Origin of the sequence: Streptomyces sp. S3(2020) (assembly GCF_013044505.1) — a bacterium.
GTDB lineage: Bacteria > Actinomycetota > Actinomycetes > Streptomycetales > Streptomycetaceae > Streptomyces.
In genome coordinates this window covers 1-804 of sequence record NZ_JABERD010000550.1, presented here as the reverse complement: position 1 = coordinate 804, position 804 = coordinate 1, and the positions used below count along the sequence as shown (strand labels likewise).

1 pseudogene is annotated in these 804 nt (G+C 79.9%); it reads right to left on the bottom strand.

The features are described from left to right. Positions 1-253 precede the first annotated feature (253 nt). Positions 254-804: pseudogene (locus HLK59_RS50275) on the bottom strand ((Fe-S)-binding protein); the annotation flags it as partial.

Here is an 804-nt window from a genome sequence, read left to right as displayed (position 1 = left end):
GCGGCGGGGTGGGCGGGGGGCGGGGGGGCGGCGGCGCCGGGTGGGGGCGGGCGCGGGGGGCGTGGGGGGGGGGTGGGGGGACTGGCGGGGGGCCGGGGTGGGCCGCGCGCGGGCCGGGCGGGCGGCCGGCCGGCCGCGCGGGGGGGCGGGCCGCGCGGCCGGGCGCCGGCCGGGCGTGGGGGGGGGGCGGTCGGGGCGGGGGGCGGGCGGGGGGGGGGGGCGGGCGGGGGAGGTGCGGGGGGGGAGGGGTGGCCTGGAAGTGCCCCTTCTCGAAACCGAAGTTGCCCGCGAGACCACAGCAGCCGCCCGCCAACTCACCGGTCAGGCCCGCCGCTTCGCGCAGTCGGCGTTCGGACGCGTCGCCGAGTACCGCGTGCTGGTGGCAGTGGGTCTGGCCGGCCACCGGACGGTCCACGCGGGGCGGCCGCCAGTCCGGCGCGAGTCGCTCCAGCGCCTCCGCGAAGGTCACCACCCGCGAGGCGAGCCGCGCGGCCCGCTCGTCGCCGTGGAGCAGTTCCGGCAGATCCGTGCGGAGCGCCGCCGCGCAGCTGGGTTCCAGGACCACCACCAGGAGGTCCGTCTCCAGCACGGGTGCCATCAGGTCGAGGGTGCGGCGCAGGACCGTACGGGCGCGGTCGAGCTGGCCCGTGGAGACGTACGTCAGACCACAGCAGACCCGGCCGCGGCGGGCCGCGAACGGACGGAAGCCCCTGGCTGCCGTCCGCAGGGTCTGTCTCTTATACACCTCCGACGCTGCCACAGCAGAGGGTGGGGTAGCACCCGGGCGGCCCGCCGACCGAACAA